We start from the raw sequence: 16777 nt of genomic DNA on the forward strand, positions 1-16777 counted from the left end.
CCACAGATGGGGATATCGAAAGGCTGTGCCATGCCGGACCGGGCAGATGCACGAGACGTAGCGGATACGCAGAACGCACAGGGTGCGGGGAGCACCCGGGGCGCGCAGGAGGACCGGGCGGGCGGGGCAGTGATCGCGCCGCCCGCCGTTCGTGTGGACGGCCTGTGGAAGCGGTTCGGGGATCAGATCGCGGTGGCCGGGATCGATCTGGAGCTGCCCGCAGGCAAGTTCATCGGCCTGGTGGGGCCCAACGGGGCGGGGAAGACCACCACGCTGTCGATGGTGACGGGGCTGCTCCGGCCCGACATGGGAAAGGTCGAGGTCGCCGGGCACGACGTGTGGACGGACCCGGTCCAGGTGAAGTCCCGGATCGGGGTGCTGCCGGAGGGGCTGCGGCTCTTCGAACGGCTGTCGGGGCGTGAACTCCTCGCGTACACCGGCCGGTTGCGCGGGCTGCCGGGGGACGAGGTCGACAAGCGGGCCACCCAGCTGCTGGACGTACTCGATCTCGCGGGCTCGCAGCACAAGCTGGTCGTGGACTACTCGACCGGTATGAGGAAGAAGATCGGTCTGGCCGCGGCCCTGCTGCACAACCCCGAGGTGCTCTTCCTCGACGAGCCCTTCGAGGGCGTCGACCCGGTGTCGGCGCAGACCATTCGCGGGGTTCTGGAGCGGTACACCCGGTCCGGGGCGACCGTCGTCTTCTCCAGCCATGTGATGGAGCTGGTCGAGTCGCTGTGCGACTGGGTGGCCGTCATGGCCGCGGGCCGGATCAAGGCGCAGGGCACGCTCGCGGAAGTGCGCGGCGATGCCCCCTCGTTGCAGAGCGCCTTCCTGGAGCTGGTCGGCGCGGGCGGCCGGGACACCGGGGACTCCCTGGACTGGCTGGGCGGCACCCGATGAGCGTGCTCGACGTCCCCGAGGGGACCACGGCCCCGGCCGCCCGGAGCGAGGGCATCGTCTCCGTCTTCGTACGGCTCAAGCTGACGCTCCTGCGCAACGGGCTGCGGCAGTCCTCCGGGCGGCGGGCCGTGTTCATCACGTCCCTGGTGTTCACGCTGCTGATCGCCGCCGGTCAGGTGCTCGGGCTGATCCTGATGCGCGGGCACGCCGACGCGGGCACCCTCGTCGTGCTGCTCACGGCGGTGGTGGCGGCCGGCTGGGCCGTGCTGCCGCTGTTCTTCCCCAGCGGCGACGAGACCCTCGATCCGAGCCGGCTGGTGATGCTGCCACTGCGTCCCCGCCCGCTGGTCCGGGCGCTGCTGGTGGCCTCCCTGGTGGGCATCGGCCCGCTGTTCACGCTCTGCCTCGCCCTGGGTTCGGTGCTGGCCCTGGCGCACGGGGCCGCGGGCGTGGTGTTCGGGGTGATCGCGGTCCCGCTGACGCTGCTGATCTGTGTGGCGCTGGCCCGCTCCGTCGCCACCGCCAACATCCGGCTGCTGACCTCGCGCAAGGGCCGCGATCTGGCGGTACTGAGCGGTCTGGTGATCGCGGTCGGCATCCAGTTCGTCAACTTCGGCGCGCAGCGGCTCGGCCGGGCGGGCGGGCTCGGCGCGCTGGAGCCGGTGGCGGACGTGGTGCGCTGGCTGCCGGGGGCCTCGGCCATAGGGGCGGTGGACGCCGCCTCGGACGGTTCGTACGGGCGGGCCCTCGTGCAGCTGCTGATCTCGGTCGCGGCGCTGGTGGCGCTGCTGTGGCTGTGGCAGCGGAGCCTGGTGAAGCTGATGACCTCGCCGGACGGTTCGACGCTGGCCGCGTCCGCGCCCGCCCGCAAGGAGTCCGCCCCGGGCCGCTCGGGGCTCGCCGCGCTGCTGCCGGAGGGCCGTACGGCCACGGTGATGCAGCGCAGCCTGCGGTACGTGGCACGGGACCCGAAGACCAAGGCGGCCTGGGTGACGGCGCTGGCGATCGGGCTGATCGTGCCGGTGCTCAACGCGGTGCAGGGCGCCGGCTCGGTCTACTTCGCGTGCTTCGCCGCCGGGATGCTCGGGATGCAGATGTACAACCAGTTCGGCCAGGACACCTCCGCCTTCTGGATGGTGGCGCTGACGATCTCCTCGACCCGGGACGCGTACCTCGAACTGCGGGCGCGGGCACTGGCGTTGCTGATCGTCACCTTGCCGTACACGATTCTGGTGACCTTGGTGACGGCCGCGGTCATCGGCGACTGGAGGGCGATGCCGGGGGCGATGGGGCTGTCGTTCGCGCTGCTGGGCGCGATGCTGGCGACCGGCGCGGTGGCCTCCGCCGCGTTCCCGTACTCGATCCCGCAGGACGGCGCGTTCAAGAACGTGGTGCCGGGGCAGGGCGGGCTCGCCTGGATCTCGATCCTGGGCGGGATGGTCGCCTCGGCGCTGCTGGCGGCGCCCGTGATCGCGCTGACGATCTGGCTGCATGTGTCGGACCAGCAGGACACGTTGTGGCTGCTGGTGCCGGTGGGGGCCGTATACGGGGCGTTCATCGGCTGGACGGGGCTGCGGGTGGCGGCTCCGCGCACGGCGAACCGGCTGCCGGAGATCCTGACCGCGGTCAGCAAGGGCTGACCGACAGGCAGCGGCGGGCGGATGGCTCGGAGCTGGCGGCGGCGGGGCGGGTGGCCCGGTGCGGGGGCGGGGGGCCCGGGGCCGGGGCGGGTGGCCGCGGGCTTTACGGGGTGACCGGCTCCCGGTCCTCGTGGGAGTCCTCCGCCAATTGCTCCAGGAACGGCTCCACCGCCGCCCGCCAGCCCTCCGGCTGGTCGTAGTGGACGAGGTGGCCGGCGTCCGCCACCTCCGCGTACTGGCCGCGCGGCAGGACCCGCACCATCTCCTGGGCCTCGGCCCGGCCCAGCTCCCCGTCCAGCCCGCGCAGGACCAGGGCCGGACACCGGACCTGTGTCAGCTCCTCCCAGTGCGCGTCGAAGACCCAGGTCGCCCGGGACGTGAGCATCTGGCGGCGCGAGAACACGGGGCGCCAGCCGTCGGCCCGCTCCGCCATCACCTCGGCGTAGAACTCGCCGCGGGAGGGGCTCGGCCGCTCCACCCAGGGGTCGTCCTCGCCGAACCACTTCCGTACGTCGGCGAGGGTCGCGAAGGGGACGGGCCAGGAGTCGAACCAGTCCTTCCACTCCCGCTGGGAGGCGGCGCCGAGTGCGGAGGCCCGCATGTCGGAGATGACGAGCGCCCGGACGAGATCGGGGCGCTTCGCGGCGAGCTGCCAGCCGGTGAGGGCGCCCATCGCGTGACCGATGACGGTGACGGGGCCGAGGTCCAGCTGTTCGATGGCGGCCTCGGCGTCGGCGACGTAGGCGTCGCGGGTGTACGGGCCGTCGGTGGGCTTCTCGCTGCGGCCGTGGCCCCGCTGGTCGAGGCCGACCGCCCGGTGCCGCTCGGCGAGCCAGCGGGCGGTGGCGGCCCAGTGCGAGGCCCGGCCCATCAGCCCGTGGAGCAATAAGATCCCGGGCACGCGCTCCGCCTCCGCGCGCGCTTTGGGTGGATCCGCGAACTCCCACGCCGCGAGGCGTGCACCGCCGGATCCGGTCACATCGATGCGCTGCACCATAGGTTCTGGCACCCCCTTCTGGGTTCTCGATCACCGTGTGGTCGCATCACGCCAGACTATCGAACGTTTATTCGAAAACCGGGTTCCGCCACATAACACCCCACCTTCGAGTGACCGCGCCCAAGGATTGACGGCCGCCGCCGGGGGGAGATCTTCAGCGGGAGGCGGGCCGCTCGGGGATGACGGTTCGTGGGGATTGACCTTGAGAGCTCGGGGCTCCAGGTCAGCGAAGGGGAGGACCGGCCCCGGCGCCCTCGGGCGCCGGGGCCGCCCCCTGTTCCCCAGGTGCCGGGAGCGCCCCGCCGGCCTCGTACGACAACGATGGCAACGAGCGGGCGGAAGCGCACCGGAGCATGTGTACGGGCACGGGCACGGACATCGGTGCGGGAACAGCCATGCGTACGGGGGCAGCCATGGGCACGGGAACGGACAGGGGCCTGGGCAGGGGGACAGCAGCCGGTCGCCGAACGGCGAACGGCATGGGATTCCGGGCTCGTGGCAGCCGCCCTTCGGCGCACATGCCAGTACGACGGGCGCATTCCCTGCTCCCTCCCCGACCGCGCGGCCGAACCCGGCCGGCACCCTCAGGTCATATGCCTGGCCTCAGCCTGGCACGCGAGGCGCGCGGGCGCTGCAATTCCGGACGGAAATCAGAAAGCGGGCGTTACGGTTCGGTTTCCGTAGCGCCGCGCTTCCCGTTCCGTACGCGCCGTCCGCGCGCCGTTTTCCTACGCCGGGCGTGCGCCCCGCGTCGGGCCTGCGCGTCGGCCCTCCCGGCCGGACCTGCGCGTCACTGCTTCGTGCCGGTGCTCAGTGCTGGTGCTTCGTGCCGGTGCGTCACTGCTTCGTGCCGGTGCTTAGTGCTGATGCTTCGCGCCGTGTCAGCGCTTCGCGACGAACACGTGCGAGGCGACCTCGGTGTCCAGCTCGGCCGCCTCCCCGCTGGAGCCGACCAGCACACCGCCGGGCGACTCCGTCACGCTGACCACGGAGCCGGGCTGCACGCCCGCGCGCCGCAGTGTGTACATCAGCTGGGCGTCGGTCTGGATCGGCTCGCCGATCCGCCGCACCACCACCGTCTTGCCCTCCGCGCCCGGGTCGAGCTCGGCCAGGCTGACCATGCCCTCGTCCAGGAACGGATCGGCCTCGGCCTTCTCGCCCAGCTCCTCCAGGCCCGGGATGGGATTCCCGTACGGAGACTCCGTGGGGTGCCGCAGCAGCTCCAGCACCCGGCGCTCCACGGCCTCGCTCATGACGTGCTCCCAGCGGCACGCCTCGGCGTGGACCTGCTCCCACTCCAGGCCGATCACGTCGACGAGCAGGCACTCGGCCAGCCGGTGCTTGCGCATCACGCGCGTCGCGAGCCTGCGGCCCTCGTCCGTCAGCTCCAGATGGCGGTCGCCCGCGACCTGGACGAGTCCGTCGCGCTCCATGCGCGCCACCGTCTGGCTGACCGTCGGACCGCTCTGGTCCAGCCGTTCAGCAATCCGGGCGCGCATGGGGACCACGCCTTCCTCTTCGAGTTCGAGGATGGTGCGGAGATACATCTCCGTGGTGTCGATCAGTCCGGACATACGTGCCCCTCGATGCTGTGACAAGAAAAACGTCGTGCGATGGCCCTGCACCAATTCTGACGCATACCGCCGACAACCGTGCCGCACGGACCGAAGACCATGCGGCGGAGCGGCCCAGGCGCTATTGACAGGCCACTGGTCCAGACCGCAACGTGATCGGCGGCACGGACATCCCACCCCGCCGAAAGGGCTCTCCCCGATGAGCGAAAGCAAGCTGGCCGGTCAGTTCTTCGACGCAGCGATCGGCCTGCTGACGCGCGTGCGGGACGAGGAATCCGGCAACATCGCGGCCGCTGGTGCCGCCATCGCCGACACCGTCGAGGCGGGCGGCCGGCTCTTCGCCTTCGGCGCCGGGCACTCCTCCCTCGCCGCGCAGGACGTCGTCTACCGGGCGGGCGGGCTCGCCCTGATGAACCTGCTCACGGTGCCGGGCACCATGGGCGTCGACGTCATGCCCGCCACGCTCGGCTCCGCGCTGGAGCGGGTGGACGGGCTCGCGTCGGCGGTACTGGACACCAGCCCCGCCACGTCCGGCGACGTACTCGTGATCATCTCGCTGTCCGGGCGCAACGCGCTGCCCATCGAGATGGCGCTGAACGCCCGTGCGCTCGGGCTGAAGGTCATCGGCGTCACCTCGGTCGCGTACACGGAGGGCACCCGGTCCCGGCATGTCTCGGGCGGCTTCCTGCGGGACCACTGCGACATCGTGCTCGACAGCAAGATCGCGATCGGCGACGCCGAACTGACGACGGACGGCATCGAGGCGCCGTTCGCGCCCGCGTCGACGGTGGTCACCAGTGCGGTGATGCAGGCCATGATGGCCGCCGCCGCCGAGGAGCTGGTGGCCAGGGGGATCGAGCCGCCGCTGCTGCGGTCGGGCAACGTCGACGGCGGACACGAGTGGAACGGCCGGGTCATGACGGAGTACGCGGACCGGGTCTTCTACCGCCACTGAACCAAGGGGTCCGGATCTTCCGCCACCCCTGCCGCCCGAGCAGCCCCGCCGCCTCCGCCCCGCCCCCGCCACCTCCGCCGCCCTGTGAGGGCCGGGGCGGCCGGGCCTCACGGGGCCCGGCCCTCACCCCCCGGACGGGCCCCCGGTGCCGCTGCCCGCGCCCGGTCCGCCGGCGCGCAGCAGCCGGTGCAGATCCACCGCGGACGCGACCCGGACCGCCACACTCTCCGCGTACATCGCGTCCGGGCGTTCGAACGCGACCCGGTTCGCCGCCCGCAGGAACGTCACCACGCCCAGCGTCCTGCCCCGGCTCCGGAGCACCGTGCACAGGGCGTGCGCCGCGTCCCGGGGCCACTGCCGCTCCAGCGCCCACGCCCCGTCCACCGCACCCGCCGCACCCGCGCTCACCCGTACCGAGCCGGTGCGCTCCACCGCCTGGAGGGCCGGGTGGCCGGGGCCGTAGCGCGCCGGGACGGCACCGCCCGACACCGGAAGGCACGGGCCCGGCGCGTCGGACGGCGTCGCCGCGGCCCGCACCAGCCGCTCCCCCGCCACCAGGTCGACCAGCGCATGGTCGGCGAACCCGGCCAGCGCGAAGTCCAGCGACGACGTCGCCGCCTCCATCGGGTCCTCGCACTCGGACGCCGCCCGCGCGGCCCGGTGCAGCTGGTTGGCCCGGAAGCGCACCCGGTCCGCGTCCTGCTCGGCCAGCTTCGCCCGCGTCACGTCCTGGAACAGCCAGCCCACCCCCAGGGGCACGGGCTCCTCGGCCAGCGGTGAGGCCAGCCGCAGGAATCCGCTGCGCCAGCAGCGCCGCCGGTCGCCCTCCGCCGTCCGCAGGGTCACCCAGATCTCGGTGGGGGCGGTCGGCGCCCCCTCGGCGAGCACATGCTGCAACGCGCCCTCCAGGTCCTCGACGCCCTGCACGACGAGTTCGCCCAGGGGGCGCCCCAGCAGCGTCGTACGGCCGCCGCCCAGCGCCCGTGCCGCGTGGGAGTTGACGACCGTGGGCCGCAGATCGACGTCGACCAGCACCACACCCCACGACGCGTCCTCGAACAGTGCCTCACTGAGCGCGATCGACCGCTCCAGGTCGATCTGCGCGTGCACCTCGCTGAACGCGCAGTAGACCCCGGCCGGCTTTCCGTCCGCGCCCCGCACCCCGGCCGACTGGGTCCGTACGAGAACCCGGCCGCCGTCCTTGCGCAGCAGCGCGAACTCGTGGACCTGGCGCCCCGGAGAGGCCATGGCGGACATCAGCCGCCCCTGCACCTCGTCCGCGTCGGCCCTGCGCACGGCCCAGCCCGCAAAGCCCATCCGCCCGACGGCCTCCTCGGCGGACCAGCCGAGAATCCGCTCGGCCTCGCGGTTCCAGTGGGTGATCGTGCCGCCCGCGTCGAACGCGCACAGGGCTGCGTCCATCCCGTCGAGCAGTGCCGCGAGCAGTTCGGACCCGGGGATCGCCCCGGCCTCCGGGGACCCCGCGGCTGCTCTGCCGGGGCCCTCGTCCGGCCCGAGAGCGTCGGTGGTCCCACTGCTCCTGGAAGCACTCATTCCGTACCCCCCGCAGGACGTGTCGGCCCTTGCCGTACGTATTTCCGCACGCATCGCTGCACGTCACACCATTCAACTGGAACGTGACCCGGCGCACATCCACTTCACCGAAATCCGGCGGCACCCCAGGTTCCGCCCGCCGTGCGGCGGGAGTTCACCCAGGGGCGGGCGTTCACCCTGCGACAGGAGTTCACCGTGGGCACGGCGGAGTGTGCGCGGCCCGTCACTCCGTGTCCACCGCGCGCGCCCAGCCTTGGGGCGCATTCGTCATGTCCGTGACACCAAGGAGCCGTTCTCGTGACGACCTTCCGTCCCGCACGTCCGGCGGCAGCGGCGGCGCTGGCCGTCTGCACCGCGCTGGCGACGCTGACCGCCGCCCTGCCCGCCCAGGCGCACAGCGGCGCCACCGGCTCCCTCCCCGCGGTCACCCCGCGGGCCGAGACCCCCGCGCTGTACGACGACGAGGCGGGCGGCAACGCCAACGCCGACGACCCCGCGATCTGGCGCAACGCCGCCGACCCCGGCCGCAGCCTGGTGATCGCCACCGCGAAGGAGGGCGGGCTGCGCGTCTACGGTCTGGACGCCCGCCCGGTGCAGTCCGTCCCGGCCCCCGCCGCCCCCGGCCCCGAGGACGCCCCCGGCCGCTTCAACAACGTCGACCTGGTGCACGGGCTGCGACTGGGGTCCGGCCGTACGGACCTGGCCGTCACGACCGACCGGGGCCACGACCGGCTGCGTGTCTACCGCATCGACCCGAACCGTCCGGGCGGCCCGCTCACCGATGTCACCGACCCGGCCGCGCCGCGCGTGTTCTCCGCCGGTCAGGACGAGGTCAACGACCAGGCGACCGCCTACGGCCTGGCCACCTGGACCGACCGGGCCACCGGCCGCTCGTACGCCCTGGCCAGCCGCCGCAGCCGGACCGCCGTCGCACTGCTGGAGCTGACCGCCACCCCCGCCGGTACGGTCACCTACCGCAAGGTCCGCACGCTCGACCTGCCCGCCGCCTTCCGGCTGCCCGACGGCACCTCCTGGAGCCCCTGCGGGGAGCCCGGCGAGCTGCCCCAGGTCGAGGGCATGGTGGTCGACCCGGCCAACGGCATGCTCTACGCCGGGCAGGAGGACGTCGGCATCTGGCGCCTGCGCGCCGACCTCACCGGCACCCCGGTGCTCGTCGACAAGGTGCGCGAGTACGGCGTTCCCGGTACGTACGACGAGGAGACCGAGGAGTGCGCCCCCGGCACCGACCCGGGCTTCGGCGGCACCCGTGTCGCGGCGGACGTCGAGGGGCTGACCCTGCTCACCGAGCCGGACGGCGACGGCTACCTCCTGGCCTCCAGCCAGGGCGACAACACCTTCGCGGCGTACGACCGCGAGCTCGCCGACCACAACGAGTACGAGGGCGGCTTCCGAGTCACGGCCGCCTCGGCCACCCTGGACGGCTCCGAGGAGTGCGACGGCGCCGCTGTCCTGAACGCGCCCCTGGGCAGCAGGTATCCGAACGGTCTGCTCGTCGTCCAGGACGGCCACGCCACCCCCGGGGACGGCGACCGCGAAGCCACCGGCTTCAAGTTCGTCGACCTGGGCGAGGTCATCGACGCCATCGAGGACTGACGGCGGCACGCATTAAATCGGTTGAGGGCCCCGACGGGGTTTCCTAAGCTGATGGCACACAAGAGAGGAGGTGTTCCGGAAGTGATTTATCTTCGGACTCGTGAGGTGACTGCGGGCTGACGCCCGTCGTCGCGCTCTTGCAGTGCAGGCCGGTCGCCGGCCAATCCCAAGCAGTCACCGACCCGCAGGCTCGCCGGTAAGTCCGGCCGGCCCCTCCGCAAGGAGGGACCAGAGCCTGCGGGTTTCTGCGTGTCCGGGGCCGTGGGGCTCCACGCGCCGTACGGCCCCGGCCACCGGCCCACGGGACCTACGGCACCTACGGGCAGAGCCGCTCCACCCGCCACCCCGTGCCGCCGACGTCCGCCCCCTGCCCCGCCGCGTCCTCGCGGACGTACCGCAGCCGGTCGTGCAGCCGGTTCTCGTGGCCCTGCCAGAACTCGATGGTCTCCGGGACGACGCGGAAGCCGCCCCAGTGCGGCGGGGCCGGGACCTTCTCGCCCTCGGGGTAGCGCGCGGCCAGCTCCTCGTACCGGGTGACCAGCTCCTCGCGCGAACCGATGACCGTGGACTGGGCGCTCGCCCAGGCGCCCAGCTGGGAGCCGTGCGGGCGGGTGCGGAAGTAGGCGACGGTCTCCTCGCGCGAGACCCGGGCCGCGGTGCCGGTGACGATGACCTGGCGGGCCAGCGGGTGCCAGGGGAAGAGCAGCGAGACATACGGGTTCGCGGTCAGCTCGCGGCCCTTGCGGGACCCGTAGTTCGTGAAGAAGACGAAGCCCCGGCTGTCGTACCGCTTCAGCAGGACCGTGCGGGAGGACGGGCGGCCCTCCGGGGTGGCCGTGGAGACCACCATGGCGTTCGGCTCGTGCAGCAAGCCACCCGCCGCGACCTGGCGGAACCAGCGGGCGAACTGGTCCATCGGATCGGGGCTGAGGTCCTGCTCGGCGAACCGCTCCGAGCGGTACTGCTCGCGCATGGCCGCCGGATCGGTGGTGCAATCGAAACCGGGGGCGCGAACGGAGGTGGGAGCGGAGGAAGCAGCGGAAGGGGCCTTGTCGTCTGGTGTGGGCACGGGGTCATCCTGCCGCAGCGGCCGAGTGTGCCCGGCGGGGAGGGGTGGTAACCGCCGGCCGCCGAAATGAGGTCCTGTGCCGGATGTCACGCTTCCCCGCATCGTGGGAACCCGCCAATATCTTGTGGCAGGCCCCTGTGGCCTTCGTACAGCCACCGCCCGCCGCCGAACTGAGGGAGCCGCCTGATGTCCGACTTCGTACCGGGACTAGAGGGAGTCGTCGCCTTCGAGACGGAGATCGCCGAACCGGACAAGGAAGGTGGCTCGCTCCGATACCGCGGGGTCGACATCGAGGACCTCGTCGGCCATGTGTCCTTCGGCAACGTCTGGGGTCTGCTGGTGGACGGGGCGTTCAACCCCGGTCTGCCGCCCGCCGAGCCGTTCCCGATCCCCGTCCACTCCGGTGACATCCGGGTCGACGTGCAGTCCGCGCTGGCGATGCTCGCCCCCGTGTGGGGCCTGAAACCGCTCCTGGACATCGACGAGGCGACCGCCCGCGACGATCTGGCGCGGGCCGCCGTGATGGCCCTGTCCTACGTCGCCCAGTCGGCACGCGGCCAGGGACGGCCGATGGTGCCGCAGAGCGAGATCGACAAGGCGGGCTCCGTGGTGGAACGGTTCATGATCCGCTGGCGCGGCGAGCCGGACCCCCAGCACGTCAAGGCCGTCGACGCGTACTGGACCTCGGCCGCCGAGCACGGCATGAACGCCTCCACGTTCACCGCCCGGGTCATCGCCTCCACCGGCGCCGATGTGGCCGCCGCGCTGTCCGGTGCGGTCGGCGCCATGTCGGGCCCGCTGCACGGCGGCGCGCCCTCCCGCGTCCTCGGCATGATCGAGGAGATCGAGCGCACCGGTGACGCGTCCGCGTACGTGAAGCAGGCCCTGGACCGCGGCGAGCGTCTGATGGGCTTCGGACACCGCGTGTACCGGGCCGAGGACCCCCGCGCCCGCGTCCTGCGCCGCACGGCCAGGGAACTGGCCGCACCGCGCTTCGAGGTGGCGGAGGCCCTGGAGAAGGCCGCGCTGGAGGAGCTGCACGCGCGGCGCCCCGACCGGGTACTGGCGACGAACGTGGAGTTCTGGGCGGCCATCGTGCTGGACTTCGCGGAGGTCCCTGCGCACATGTTCACGTCGATGTTCACCTGCGCCCGTACCGCGGGCTGGTCGGCGCACATCCTGGAGCAGAAGCGGACGGGCCGCCTGGTGCGCCCCTCGGCGACGTACATCGGCCCCGGCACCCGCAACCCGGCGGAGATCGCCGGTTTCGACCAGCTGGCGAACCTGGGGAACTGAACCCTTCGTCAAGCCCCCTTACCGAGGCCGAGGAGAACGGCTTTCCTCCGGCCTCGGCCTTCGTTCAGGTGGAATTACCGTCCCAGGTACCTGATATTCCTTGTGAGAGGTTGCCAGCTACCGGTACGCACGATTCACTTGCACACAGTCCCACTAAAACGCCGGGGGGAGGGCACACGTGCTGCTGAACTTCAGGGTGTCGAATCATCGCTCGATCCGGGAAGAGCAGGAACTTCAGCTTCACCCCGCCTACGACGCGGACCGGCCCACCGGCACGGACTGGCAGGCCGTCCCCGTGGCGGGTCTCTTCGGCGCCAACGCGGCCGGCAAGTCGAATCTGCTCGGCGCGTTGGAATACATGGCCCGCATGGTGGTGAACTCCCATCGCGACGCGGAGCCCGGCGGCGGCGTCACCCGCAGTTCCTTCCGTCTGGACGCCTCCGCACCCGACCAGCCTTCCTGGTACGTGGTGGACCTGTTGCTCGGCGGTGTCCGCCACACCTACGGATTCAGCGTCGACGACGAGCGGGTCCTGGACGAATGGCTCTACAGCTATCCGCACGGGAAGAAGCGCAAGATCTTCGAGCGGCCCGACGGCGAGGTACAGCCCGGCGACTCGCAGGCCAAGCGCGAACTGGAACTGGTCGAGAACATCACCGAACCCAATGTGCTGTTCCTGACCATGGCGGCACGTTCCCGGCAGATGGACTTCCGCCCGGTCTATGACTGGTTCCTGACAGACTTGAGGTTCGGCCGGCAGGGACCGGGACGCTTCGTCGGCCCCGAGGTGGGCCGGATGCTGGAGACACCGGAACGTCATCCCGAGCTGATGGCCCTCCTGCGCGCGGCCGACCTGGGCATCGAGGAGTGCGGCACGGAGCGCGTGCTCCTGGACGAGGACGCACTGCGACAGCGGTACGGCGGACGCGTTCCGCCGCATCTGCTCGCCCGGCTGGAAGAAGAGGGCCCGCAGGAACACGTACGTCCGTGGCTCGGACATCGCGGGCGTACCGGTGTGGTGCGGATGGACCTGCACGAGCAGTCCGCCGGCACCCGGGCACTTCTGGCCCAGGCTCCACGGTTCATGTCGGTCCTGCGGCGGGGCGGCACCTTCGTTGTCGACGAGATCGACTCCAGTCTCCACCCGCTGCTCACCGCGCAGCTCATCGGCCTCTTCCAGGCCCCGGCCACCAACCCGCGCGGAGCGCAACTGGTCTTCACCACCCACGATGCCAGCCTGCTCGGCCGCATGGGCGGCGAGGACATCCTCAAGCGGGACCAGGTGTGGTTCCTGGAGAAGAATCAGTACGGGGAGACGGAGTTGTTCGCCCTGTCGGAGTTCAAGCCACGCATCGGGGAGAACCACGAGCGCCGCTATCTGGGCGGCAGCTACGGCGGCGTGCCCTTCATCGACGACAGTTTCGCCAGGGCTCTGGCGGGCCGGGGGGAGCAGGATGCCGAGGACACCGAAGCCGAGCGGACGGAATCGTCCCTCCTTTGAGTCCCGGCTCGACAGGAGAACCGGGCGTCGCGAGGCGCGGCAGCGATTACTGGTCGTTTGCGGCACCGAGGTGACGGAACGGGACTATGTGCAGGGGCTCAAGACCTCCGCGAGGAATCCGGCGGTTTCGGTCAAGATCATCGAGCGCCCCAAGGCACCCTCCCAAGTCGTCTCGTACACCGTGAAATTACTCAAGTCGGCCGCCGACGAGTACGACCGGGCATGGTGCGTCTTCGATGTCGACGAGTTCACGGACATCGACCAGGCCGTGTCCGAAGCGGGCCGCCAAGGCGTAGCCGTCGCCCTGTCCAATCCGTGCTTCGAGCTGTGGCTGTTACTGCATTTCGCCGACCACCGCAGTCACGCCCCGTCGTACGCCCATCTCGTGCCGTACCTGAACAAACACACACCAGGCGGGTACAGCAAGACGGGCCTCGACTTCCGGCTCTACGAAAGCACCTGGCGCGAGGCCGCCCGCCGCGCGAGAGGACTGGCCCCGGAGGGCAAGGAGCCGGAGGCCAACCCTTCCACCGGCATGTGGCGGCTGGCCCTCGACATCGGCGGCCCGGCGTAGCGCACGCGTGATCAACGTACGCCCGCGCGGGACAGCCCCCTCAGCCCAGCGCCTCGTCCAGGACCGACGCCCACTGGGTCACCACGCGGTCGCGGCGGGTCGTGTCGTCGGTGAGGAGGTTGGCGAGGCCCAGGCCGCGGGCCATGTCGAGGAGGCCCTGGACCGTTTCGCGGACGCCGGGGCGGGTCTCGTCGGCGTCCAGGAGTTCGACGGCGATGCGGTGGGTCTCACGGCCCACACGGGCTTCGAGTTCGGTGACGCGGGGGCGCAGTTGCTCCTCGTTGGAGGCGGCGACCCAGAGGTGCAGCGCGGCCCGGAAGAGCGGGCCGGTGTACAGGTCGACCAGGGCCGCGACGACCTCGCCGCGGCCCTGGACGGGCAGGGCGCGCAGGGCGGCGGAGCGTTCCTCGGCGACGTATTCGACGGCTCCGGTGAACAGGTCCTCGCGGGTCGGGAAGTGGTGCTGGGCCGCACCGCGCGAGACTCCGGCCCGTTCGGCGACGACGGAGACGGTGGAGCCCGCCCAGCCGTGTTCGGCGAGGCAGGCGACCGCCGCTTCCAGGAGCCGCTGCCGGGTGGCCCGACTGCGGTCCTGTTTGGGGGCGTTGGGGGTCTTGGGGGGTGTCACCACACCCATGCGGGGTCCCGTCGTTCGAGGAAGGCCGTCATCCCCTCCCGTGCCTCGGCGGAGGCGAAGAGCGCCGCCGAGCGGGCGATGAGGTCTTCGGCGTGCTGGTCGAAGCTCTTCAGAACCGTAGCCGTGAGCAGCTCCTTCGATGCCATCAGCCCCTGTGGTGAGGCCCTGCGCAGTCCGTCCAGTACCGGTACGAGCGCCTTGTCCACGTCCTCGGCCGCCAGGGTGACGAGCCCGGTCCGGGCGGCTTCGGGTGCGTCGAAGCGTTCTCCGGTGAGGTAGTAGCGGCTCGCGGCGGCCGGGTCCAGGCGGGGCCGCAGGGTGAGGGAGATGACGGCGGGGGCGAGGCCGAGCCGGGACTCGGTGAGCGCGAAGCTCGCGGCGGGACCGGCCACCGAGATGTCGCAGGCGGCCAGCAGGCCGAGGCCGCCGGCCCGGACGTGTCCGGTGACCCTGGCGACGACGGGTTTGGGCAGCGCGAGGACCCGCCGCATCAGGGCGACGAACGCCGCGGGGTCGGGCGGGGAGGTGAGGTCGGCGCCCGCGCAGAAGGTGTTGCCGGTGTGGGTGAGGACGACCGCGCGTACGGAGTCGTCGGCCGCGCAGGCGTCGAGCGCCGTGGAGAGCTCGGAGACGAGCCGCGCGGAGAGCGCGTTGCGGTTCGCCGGTGAGTCCAGGGCGAGGGTGGTGACGCCCCGGTCGTGGGTGGGCTCGGAGAGGGCCCTGAGGGTCATGCGGACGTTCCCTTCTCGCGGTCGCGCAGTTCGCGCCTGAGGATCTTCCCCGAGGTCGCGCGCGGTACGGCGGCGATGAACTCGGCCCGCCTGACCTTCTTGTACGGGGCGACGCGCTCGGCGACGTACGCCATGACGTCCTCGGCGGTCAGGGCCTCCGAGGCGGCGGACGCCCCGCGCACCAGGTACGCCTTGGGGATCTCGTTGCCCTCCTCGTCGTACACCCCGATGACGGCCGCGTCCGCGAGGTGTTCGTGGCCCAGCAGCAGGGCCTCCAGTTCGGCGGGGGCGACCTGGTAGCCCTTGTACTTGATGAGTTCCTTGACCCGGTCGACCACGAACAGCCAGCCGTCGGCGTCGACGCGGCCGATGTCGCCGGTGTGCACCCAGCCGTCCGCGTCGATCATCTCGGCGGTGGCTTCGGGGCGGCCGAGGTAGCCCTTCATCACCTGCGGGCCCCGGATGAGGATCTCGCCGTCCGTGCCGGTGTCCGCGTCCTTGCCGGGGTCCTCCAGCGACACGATCCGCATCTCGGTGCTGGGCAGCAGTTTCCCGACCGCGCCGGGCGGCGGGTGCTCGGCGGAGAGCGGCACGACATGGGTGCCGGGCGACAGTTCCGTCATCCCGTACGCCTGACGGACGGGCAGTCCCAGGCGGTCGGCGCAGGCGGAGGCGAGCGTGGCGTCCAGCGGGGCGGCGGCGCTGATGAGGTATTCGAGCGACGACAGGTCGTGCTGGTCCACAGCGGGGTGTTTGGCCAGTGCCAGGACGATCGGCGGGGCCACGAACAGTCCGGTGATCCGGTGCTTCTCGATCACGGAGAGGAACTGCGCGAGGTCGAAGCGGGGCAGCACGACGACGGTGGAGCCGCCGCGCAGCGGGGCGTTCATCAGGGCGGTGAGGCCATATATGTGGAAGAAGGGGAGCACGGCCAGGATGCGGTCTCCGGGGCCGGTGGGAACGAAGGGCTTCAGCTGCTCCAGGTTGGTCGCGATGGAGCGGTGCGTGAGCATGACGCCCTTGGGGGTGCCGGTGGTGCCCGAGGAGTACGGGAGGGCGGCCACGTCCTCGGCGGGGTCGAACGTGATCTGCGGTTCGGGGGCGGTGGAGGCGGCCATGTCCTGTACGGAGCGGTGGCCCTCGGCCCGGTCGCAGACGAAGATCTCCTGGATGCCGCCGACGAGTTCGGCGGCGCGGCGGGCGGATTCGAGGAGCGGGGACACGGTGACGATCCAGCGGGCCCCGGAGTCGCCGAGCTGCTTGGCGAACTCCTCGGCCGTGGCCAGCGGGTGGACCGTGGTGACCGAGGCTCCGGCGCGCGTGGCCCCGTAGAAGACGGCGGGGTAGGCGATCGTGTTGGGGCTGTGCAGGGCCAGCACGTCGCCCTTGACGAGTCCGGCCTCGGCGAGGGCGGCGGCGATCCGCCGGTGGAAGCCGTCGAGCTGGGCGTACGTGAGGGTGGCGCCGTTCGTCCCGTCGATGAGGGCGACGGTGTCACCGAACTCCGCGGCCCTCCCGAGGACCGCTTCGTGGATGGGTGTGTCGAGGGCCTGGACATCTGCGTACTCGCTGCGGAACACCATGGCAGTCCCCTGTTGTCGCGGTGTGGCCGGACCGGCGCCCCGGCCGGTGGCGAGGGCGAGGGGCGCCGTGCGGATGTGGTGGGTCGGGTGGGTCGGGAGTCAGAATCGCCCCTGCCGGCAGGGGTTGGGGAGACCTTGGACCGAACACC

Annotated in this window: 14 protein-coding genes; 7 read left to right on the plus strand and 7 right to left on the minus strand. The window is 71.8% G+C overall.

The annotated features are described in order from the left end of the window. Positions 1-30: 30 nt before the first annotated feature. Positions 31-903 (plus strand): ABC transporter ATP-binding protein, encoded by an 873-nt coding sequence (locus A6A29_RS04435; protein WP_079182562.1) that lies wholly within the window; start codon positions 31-33, stop codon positions 901-903. Then, complete coding sequence (locus A6A29_RS04440; RefSeq protein ID WP_073718544.1) at positions 900-2543, plus strand: transporter; 1644 nt, start codon at positions 900-902, stop codon at positions 2541-2543. Before A6A29_RS04435 ends, A6A29_RS04440 begins: the two co-directional genes overlap by 4 nt. A gap of 103 nt (positions 2544-2646) precedes the next feature. Here A6A29_RS04440 and A6A29_RS04445 read toward each other — a convergent pair whose 3' ends face one another. Together A6A29_RS04445 and A6A29_RS04450 are read right to left on the minus strand one after the other, a co-directional pair. After that, positions 2647-3540, minus strand: a complete 894-nt coding sequence (locus A6A29_RS04445; RefSeq protein WP_073718545.1) for an alpha/beta fold hydrolase — start codon at positions 3538-3540, stop codon at positions 2647-2649. A gap of 881 nt (positions 3541-4421) precedes the next feature. Beyond that, positions 4422-5114, minus strand: a complete 693-nt coding sequence (locus A6A29_RS04450; RefSeq protein ID WP_073718546.1) for a metal-dependent transcriptional regulator — start codon at positions 5112-5114, stop codon at positions 4422-4424. A gap of 199 nt (positions 5115-5313) precedes the next feature. On the opposite strand from A6A29_RS04450, the gene A6A29_RS04455 reads away from it, so the two are divergent. Further along, complete coding sequence (locus A6A29_RS04455; protein ID WP_073718547.1) at positions 5314-6069, plus strand: SIS domain-containing protein; 756 nt, start codon at positions 5314-5316, stop codon at positions 6067-6069. A 123-nt stretch (positions 6070-6192) separates the two neighbouring features. On the opposite strand, the gene A6A29_RS04460 is transcribed toward A6A29_RS04455, so the two are convergent. Further along, the gene (locus A6A29_RS04460; protein WP_073718548.1) at positions 6193-7623 is read right to left on the minus strand and encodes a PAS domain-containing protein; all 1431 of its coding nucleotides are present in this window, start codon (positions 7621-7623) and stop codon (positions 6193-6195) included. 297 nt (positions 7624-7920) lie between these two features. On the opposite strand from A6A29_RS04460, the gene A6A29_RS04465 reads away from it, so the two are divergent. Beyond that, entirely contained in the window at positions 7921-9237 is a 1317-nt protein-coding gene (locus A6A29_RS04465; RefSeq protein ID WP_073718549.1) for a phytase, read from the plus strand. A gap of 316 nt (positions 9238-9553) precedes the next feature. Here the strand turns inward: A6A29_RS04465 and pdxH are convergent, their stop codons facing one another. After that, the gene (gene pdxH, locus A6A29_RS04470; RefSeq protein ID WP_073718550.1) at positions 9554-10210 is read right to left on the minus strand and encodes a pyridoxamine 5'-phosphate oxidase; all 657 of its coding nucleotides are present in this window, start codon (positions 10208-10210) and stop codon (positions 9554-9556) included. A gap of 282 nt (positions 10211-10492) precedes the next feature. On the opposite strand from pdxH, the gene A6A29_RS04475 reads away from it, so the two are divergent. The 3 genes from A6A29_RS04475 (at position 10493) to A6A29_RS04485 (ending at position 13677) form a co-directional block, all read left to right on the plus strand. After that, the gene (locus A6A29_RS04475; protein WP_073718551.1) at positions 10493-11602 is read left to right on the plus strand and encodes a citrate synthase 2; all 1110 of its coding nucleotides are present in this window, start codon (positions 10493-10495) and stop codon (positions 11600-11602) included. 178 nt (positions 11603-11780) lie between these two features. Beyond that, entirely contained in the window at positions 11781-13103 is a 1323-nt protein-coding gene (locus A6A29_RS04480; protein WP_073718552.1) for an AAA family ATPase, read from the plus strand. Beyond that, positions 13057-13677, plus strand: coding sequence for an RloB family protein (locus A6A29_RS04485; protein WP_073718553.1), 621 nt, complete (start codon positions 13057-13059; stop codon positions 13675-13677). The genes A6A29_RS04480 and A6A29_RS04485 overlap by 47 nt, the downstream gene beginning before the upstream one ends. Positions 13678-13717: 40 nt before the next feature. Here A6A29_RS04485 and A6A29_RS04490 read toward each other — a convergent pair whose 3' ends face one another. The 3 genes from A6A29_RS04490 to A6A29_RS04500 are packed head-to-tail and all read right to left on the minus strand — an operon-like array spanning position 13718 to position 16628. Further along, complete coding sequence (locus A6A29_RS04490) at positions 13718-14314, minus strand: TetR/AcrR family transcriptional regulator (RefSeq protein ID WP_073718554.1); 597 nt, start codon at positions 14312-14314, stop codon at positions 13718-13720. Next, entirely contained in the window at positions 14302-15045 is a 744-nt protein-coding gene (locus A6A29_RS04495) for an enoyl-CoA hydratase family protein (RefSeq protein ID WP_073718555.1), read from the minus strand. Before A6A29_RS04495 ends, A6A29_RS04490 begins: the two co-directional genes overlap by 13 nt. Further along, positions 15042-16628, minus strand: a complete 1587-nt coding sequence (locus A6A29_RS04500) for a 4-coumarate--CoA ligase family protein (protein ID WP_073718556.1) — start codon at positions 16626-16628, stop codon at positions 15042-15044. Before A6A29_RS04500 ends, A6A29_RS04495 begins: the two co-directional genes overlap by 4 nt. Positions 16629-16777: the final 149 nt, after the last annotated feature.

Origin of the sequence: Streptomyces sp. TSRI0281, assembly GCF_001905125.1 — a bacterium.
In the GTDB taxonomy this organism is placed as follows: Bacteria; Actinomycetota; Actinomycetes; order Streptomycetales; family Streptomycetaceae; genus Streptomyces.